General features: G+C 62.2%; 8 protein-coding genes. 1 reads left to right on the top strand and 7 read right to left on the bottom strand.

Annotated features, from left to right (window positions below; genetic code table 11):
• Positions 1–141: 141 nt before the first annotated feature.
• Positions 142–423 (bottom strand): helix-turn-helix transcriptional regulator, encoded by a 282-nt coding sequence (locus EN994_RS14035; protein WP_063170208.1) that lies wholly within the window; start codon positions 421–423, stop codon positions 142–144.
• A gap of 283 nt (positions 424–706) precedes the next feature.
• Here EN994_RS14035 and EN994_RS14030 point away from each other — a divergent pair, with 283 nt between their 5' ends.
• Positions 707–1,321: a hypothetical protein gene (locus EN994_RS14030; protein ID WP_063167771.1), complete on the top strand. Its 615-nt coding sequence runs from the start codon at positions 707–709 to the stop codon at positions 1,319–1,321.
• Positions 1,322–1,862: 541 nt separating this feature from the next.
• Here EN994_RS14030 and EN994_RS14020 read toward each other — a convergent pair.
• The 6 genes from EN994_RS14020 to EN994_RS13995 form a co-directional block, all read right to left on the bottom strand.
• On the bottom strand, positions 1,863–2,165 hold the full coding sequence (locus EN994_RS14020; RefSeq protein WP_013532229.1) for a hypothetical protein: 303 nt from the start codon (positions 2,163–2,165) through the stop codon (positions 1,863–1,865).
• Between the two features lie 85 nt (positions 2,166–2,250).
• Positions 2,251–2,790 carry a MerR family transcriptional regulator gene (locus tag EN994_RS14015; RefSeq protein ID WP_063167770.1) on the bottom strand — a complete coding sequence of 180 codons (540 nt, stop codon included), beginning with the start codon at positions 2,788–2,790 and terminating at the stop codon, positions 2,251–2,253.
• A 125-nt stretch (positions 2,791–2,915) separates the two neighbouring features.
• Positions 2,916–3,239, bottom strand: coding sequence for an integration host factor subunit alpha (locus EN994_RS14010; RefSeq protein WP_013532231.1), 324 nt, complete (start codon positions 3,237–3,239; stop codon positions 2,916–2,918).
• A gap of 103 nt (positions 3,240–3,342) precedes the next feature.
• Complete coding sequence (locus EN994_RS14005) at positions 3,343–4,314, bottom strand: beta-ketoacyl-ACP synthase III (RefSeq protein WP_024504674.1); 972 nt, start codon at positions 4,312–4,314, stop codon at positions 3,343–3,345.
• A gap of 9 nt (positions 4,315–4,323) precedes the next feature.
• Complete coding sequence (gene plsX / locus EN994_RS14000; protein WP_024504675.1) at positions 4,324–5,394, bottom strand: phosphate acyltransferase PlsX; 1,071 nt, start codon at positions 5,392–5,394, stop codon at positions 4,324–4,326.
• Between the two features lie 112 nt (positions 5,395–5,506).
• Positions 5,507–6,055 carry a DUF177 domain-containing protein gene (locus EN994_RS13995; protein WP_013532234.1) on the bottom strand — a complete coding sequence of 183 codons (549 nt, stop codon included), beginning with the start codon at positions 6,053–6,055 and terminating at the stop codon, positions 5,507–5,509.
• Positions 6,056–6,200: the final 145 nt, after the last annotated feature.

Here is a 6,200-nt window from a genome sequence, read left to right as displayed (position 1 = left end):
CCAGGAGCCGGGGCCGCCGCGCATATAAGCACGCGCGGCATACAAATCGGCAAGCGCCAGGCTGAAGCAGACGCTGCGGCAGGTACAAAGAAACCCGCCAAGAGGGCCTTGGCGGGTTCTCTGGAATGCCTGGTGCGGGGTCTACGCCAGCGATCGACCTTGCGCCGGCGTCGGCGCAGCCGGGGTGATCAGAGCCTCCTGGGGAAGGTGAAGCGCGGACACAATACGACGCAGCTTCGACGGATCGGTCACTCTGCCGCTTTCGATATCCTCAATCTCGTCCACCGCCAGGCCGCATGTCAGGGAAAGCTCTTCCACGCTGTAACCGCGGGTCTCCCGCATCGCTCTGAGGGTGTTGTAATCTGGCCCGCTCCCGTTGGTTGCCGGTTCGGAGTGGGGTTCGCTTTTCGCATTATGGGGCATTGGCAACTCCATGACTGAAAGAGTTTGATCAAATGAGGAGTGTTGCCTGAGACGGTCGGGAAGATGCCCTCTCACTGGTGATTTGCCAAGGGCCAAAATGGCCGTCACGGGATCGTGAACCGGGTGCCTGGCGCGGCCTCTGGCGCACACGTCGCGATCAAGTTGTTTTGAAGGCCTGATTGGCCTTTTGCCGGCAGTTTCGCCGCGCCCATTCGTTATCTCCGGGTCGCTGGCGCGAAACCATCCGGTTCCAGCCAGTTCTTTCCCGGAAGGATTTTTTGCAATGAACTTGAAGACAGTCATGGTCGTGCTCGGCACGATTTCCAGCCTTTCCGTCGCCGGCGCGGGCGCCGCCCAAGCCGCAGGCGCGCTTCGTGTGCGCGGCACGGTGGTCAGTTTTAAGCCCACGCTGCTCACCGTGAAAACCCGCCAGGGCGATACCGACGCGATCAAGCTCAAGGCCGGCTGGAAGATCTCGGGCGTCGCCAACGCCTCGGCAACGGACATCAAGCAGGGCGATTTCCTCGGCATTGCCTCCGTATCGAAAGCGGATGGCGGCAGCGGCGCCCTGGAGGTGGTGGTCTTCCCGGCCGCGCTGAAAGGCACCGGCGAGGGTGACCGCCCCTGGGACCTGCAGCCAAACAGCCGGATGACCAACGGCACCGTCGCCGACGTTACCGATATAAGCGGGCGATCCGTCACGCTGACCTATGACAATGGCCAGACCAAGAAGATTTCGATTCCCGACACCACCCCTGTCGTCACCTTCGCGCCGGCGACGCCGAGCGACCTCAAGCCGGGTGCGACGGTCTTTGTCACCGCAGAGCGGGGTAGTGACGGCGCGCTGAGCGCCAGCCGCGTCGTGGTCGGGACCAACGGCGTCGTGCCGCCGATGTAGTCGGACAGGCGGCCAATGGCCGCCTCTCGATCTTGCCGTGCATGGTGGCGGGAGGCTGGATTGGGCAGAAACAGTCCAGAAACAAAATTCTACAATCGGGAAATACTGACGAAAAAATTCAGGCGCGTAATTCCATTCGCGGCGGCCGGGCTATCGCCCCGATCCATATGCGCCCGCGAAACAAAAGGAAACGATCCATGAAGAAGTCCCTCCTCTCGGCCCTCGGGCTTGCAGTTGCATTGGCTTTCACGGTGCCCGTCATCGGTGCGACGAGTGCGGATGCGGCGCCGATGGCAAAGCACCATCGTCACCACCATCATCATCGCCACCATGTCCGCCATCACCATCATCACCGCCACCACCACCATGTGATCGGAAACAAGGCCTAAGCACCGCAAACTGCCACCGAGAAGACCGGCCTTGGCTTCCTGTCCAAGGCCGGTCTTCCCTTGGCATTGCGGCGCGTTAGCTCGACACGATTTGGGCGCACCAAGTTCGTCGAATGACGGCGCCAGCTACCTCAACCATCAGAAGCACCGCCTCAGCGCCGGCTGAACAGCAGACTGGCGACAAGACCGAGCACCACAAGGCCGACAGCAGCGGCAGCCGCCGGATGGTCGCGGGCCGACCTCTCGATCACCCTGCCCTGTTTACGCAGTGCCGGCATGGCGTCGCGCAGACGCCCCGCAAGATCGGAATAGGTGTCGAAGGCTGCATCGCGACCGTCCTCGTAGTAGGCGCCGCCTCGCCTTGCCACAGCCCTCTTCAAGCTGGCCAGTTCTTTGGTGAGAGCCGCGACCTGCCTGTCGAGATCGATGTCCGAGAGGGTCGAAAATGATGCCATGATGTGTTTCCTTCACTTGCAGAAGGAAACGTAACGCCTCACCGGAAGACGGGTTCCGGTTTCGAACTATCGCGTCGGGCTGCGGTCAGCGCACCTGATCAAGCAGGCGCTTGCATTCCAGGAGGTCGAACAACGCCTCCTGCAGCAAGGCCCTGTTGTCGCGCGAGAGTTTCGATGCATCCGGCTGCACCGGACCGTCCTCGTCGCTCTTGCCCAGGCCGAAAAAGCGACGGCTGGGTTTGACGCGCGGCTGGCCGACCAGTTCGTCGTCCATGCTGCGCGGCTGGGCCGCCGGCGTCAGCGGCACCTGGTCAGCCTGCCTTCGCTGCGAGATCGCCTCGACGGCGGCCATGTCGCCATTGCCGATGGCAACCAGGAAATGGTTGCCGTTCTCGCGCAACAGCTTCTGCACGCCCTTGATGGTGTAGCCCTGGTCGTAGAGCATGTGACGGATGCCCTTGATCAGCTCGACATCCTGCGGCCGGTAGTAACGACGGCCGCCGCCGCGCTTCATCGGCTTGATCTGGTTGAAACGCGTTTCCCAGAAGCGCAGCACATGCTGCGGCAAATCGAGATCTTCGGCGACCTCGCTGATGGTACGAAAGGCGTCGGGGCTCTTGTCCATGGGCGAATCCTCACGCTGGACGATGATCCGGCCTAGCTGCCGAATCGGGGCTTATTTCAGCGGTTTATGAAGCAATATTCAAGCCCGGCGTCATGGCGGTGGCGGTTTTCAACCGCGCTCTAGGATTACTTGCCGCTTTTGGCCTTGCCGCTCTGATGGGAGCGCAAGATACGGCTCTTCAGCACGTTGGACGACTTGAAGGTCATCACCCGACGCGGCAGGATCGGCACTTCCTCGCCAGTCTTGGGATTGCGGCCGATACGCTCGTTCTTGGAGCGGACGTGGAATGTCGCGAAGGACGACAGCTTCACCGTTTCGCCGCGCACGATGGCTTCGCAGATTTCATCCAGCACCGCTTCGACGAGTTCGGCCGATTCAGTGCGCGACAGGCCGACCTTCCGGTAAACTGCCTCGGCAAGGTCGGCGCGCGTAAGTGTCTTTCCCCCCATGCGACCGTCCCATCAGCTCAAAACATAAAATTCGGCACAACAACGGCAGAGCCTAAGTAATTGATCCGTCAAGGTCAAGGACCGAAACTGGACCGTTCGGCACTTACCAGCGAACCAGGACAGCGCCCCAGGTGAAGCCGCCACCCATCGCTTCCAGGAGGACGAGATCGCCCTTCTTGATGCGGCCGTCGGCAACGGCCACCGACAGCGCCAACGGCACGGAAGCAGCCGAGGTGTTACCGTGCAAATCGACCGTAACCACCACCTTTTGCTCAGCTATCCCGAGCTTCTTGGCGGAAGCGTCAATAATTCGTTTATTGGCCTGGTGCGGCACGAACCAGTCGAGATCCTCGGCTGAGATACCGGCTTGCGCGAACGTCGCCTCGATGACGTCGGTGATCATGCCGACCGCGTGCTTGAAGACTTCGCGGCCCTCCATCCGGAGATGGCCGACCGTACCCGTCGTCGACGGCCCGCCATCGACAAAAAGCTTGTCCTTGTGCGTGCCGTCGGAGCGCAGGCTGGCCGCCAGAACGCCATGGTCGGCGATCGTGCCCGCGCCCTCGCCCGCTTCCAGGATCATGGCACCGGCGCCGTCTCCGAACAGCACACAGGTCGACCGGTCGCTCCAGTCGAGAATGCGCGAGAATGTTTCGGACCCGATCACCAGGACACGCTTGGCCAGGCCGCCGCGGATGTAGAGATCGGCGGTGGTCACGGCATAGACGAAACCCGAACAGACCGCCTGCATGTCGAAGGCAAAGCCGTGATGCATACCGAGCCGGTTCTGGATCTCGACGGCGGTGGCCGGAAACGTGTTGTTGGGCGTCGAGGTCGCCAGCACGATCAGATCGATGTCGGCGGGCGTGAGGCCCGCATTGGCAAGTGCGGCACGTGCCGCCGCTTCCCCCAGCGAAGCGGTCGTCTCGTCATCGCCCGCGATGTGGCGCTGGCGAATGCCGGTGCGCTGGGCGATCCACTCGTCGGAGGTCTCGACCATGCCTTCGAAATCGGCATTCTTCATGATTCGGCGGGGCAGCGCGGCGCCCGTGCCGCGCACGACTGATCTGATCAAAGTTCTTTCCTATTCCTTTGCGTCGGTGACGACGTCGGATTTCCTAGATGACAGGGCGCGCGGGTTGCGCGCATGAAACAGGTCCAGATCGGCCTCGATACGGTCGAGGAGGTTGTTGCGGACCATGTCATAGCCGAGTTCGATCGCGGCGGCGAACCCGTCAGAATCAGCACCGCCATGGCTTTTGACGACGATCCCGCTCAGCCCCAGGAAAACGCCGCCATTGGAGCGGCCGACATCCATCTTTTCGCGCAAGCGGTTGAAGGCGCCCTTAGCGAAGACGTAGCCGATCCTGGCCATCAGGGTGCGGCTCATCGCGGCGCGCAGATAACCCGCTATCTGGCGCGCCGTGCCTTCCGCGGTCTTCAGAGCGATGTTGCCGGCGAAGCCCTCGGTCACCACAACGTCGACCGTGCCCTTGCCGATATCGTCGCCCTCGACGAAACCGTGATAGTTCATCGAGGCCATGTTGGCTTCGCGCAGCATGCGCCCCGCCTCCTTAACCTCTTCCTGGCCTTTGATCTCCTCGACGCCGACATTGAGCAGGCCGACGCTGGGCCGGGCTATGCCGAAGACCGAGCGCGCCATGCCGGTGCCGAGAATGGCAAAATCGATGAGCTGTTGCGCATCGGCCCCGATGGTCGCGCCGACATCCAGCACCACGCTTTCGCCGCGCAATGTCGGCCAAAGGGCTGCGATCGCCGGGCGATCGATGGTGGCCATGGTGCGCAGGCAGAATTTCGACATCGCCATCAGCGCACCGGTGTTGCCCGCGGAAATGCAGGCGTCGGCCGTGCCGGCCTTGACCGCTTCGACGGCCTTCCACATCGATGACTTCCAGCGGCCGTGGCGCAGCGCCTGGCTCGGCTTGTCGTCCATCCTGACCGCAATTTCGCAATGGAAGAATTCGCTGATCTCGGCAAGCTTGGGAAATTTGGCGAGCTCCGGGCGCACGACCTCCTCACGCCCGAAGATGACGAAGCGGATGTCGGGACGACGGGTCGCGACCGTCATGAGCGCTGGAATGACCACGGCTGGTCCGTGATCGCCGCCCATGGCATCGATGGAAATCCTGATCACGCGGTATTTGTCTCACGGTTAGGCGGCAGGTCGTTTAGCGACCGCGAAGGTTCGGCGAAAATAACGGTTTTGGGCTGCCACACAACCGACTTTTCCGTCGCGGGCGAGCTTTTCAGGATTTTCCCAGCAAGGATCGCAGTTTTTGCTGAAATTCATTCTCCGCCGGTTCGGTCTCGCTGCCGGCGTTGAGCGCTGCGCCCTGCTTACGCGGATAGGGGTCGATGGCGAGCCCGAAATACTGTTCGGCGAGTGCCCCGACATCGATCGTGTCACCGGAAAATGTCTCTGGACTGTCAGGGCCTTCCGCGTCGAGCAGGATCTCGCCGCCACCATCGAAACCCTGCCGTCCAAGCTTGGAATCCTCGGGCAGCAGCAGCGCTTCGACCGGTTCGTCGATATGCGCTTCGACAGGCTCGAGCGTGACGATGCAGGCCTGGGTGATGTCGGCTTCGACACGACCGCTTATCTTCACGCCATTGCGCTTCCACGACGCGACCAGAAGCTCGGCGCGATAGGATTCGACCGAAATCAACCCGTGCTCCTCGGCCAGTGCCGCACGCTGTGCGGCATCGGCTTCGACAACCAGCGGCAGGCCCTTTTGCGGCAGGCGCGTGATGTTTGCACGGAAGGAGACCGGGCTTTGCGGGTCCACATGCTTCATTGTTCAACCTCCTTGGCGGCGGGAAAGGTCAGCGTGCCGGAGACAATCGATTCGGATGTCTGCGCGGCCAGATGATTGCGCGCGTCGGTAACATAGTTGGCCAGCAGCGATGCTTCCAGCCAGGCGCCCGCGTCGGGCCGGACAT

Source organism: Mesorhizobium sp. M7A.F.Ca.CA.002.09.1.1 (assembly GCF_003998555.1).
Lineage (GTDB): Bacteria > Pseudomonadota > Alphaproteobacteria > Rhizobiales > Rhizobiaceae > Mesorhizobium > Mesorhizobium ciceri.
This window is presented reverse-complemented; position numbering and strand designations above follow the sequence as displayed.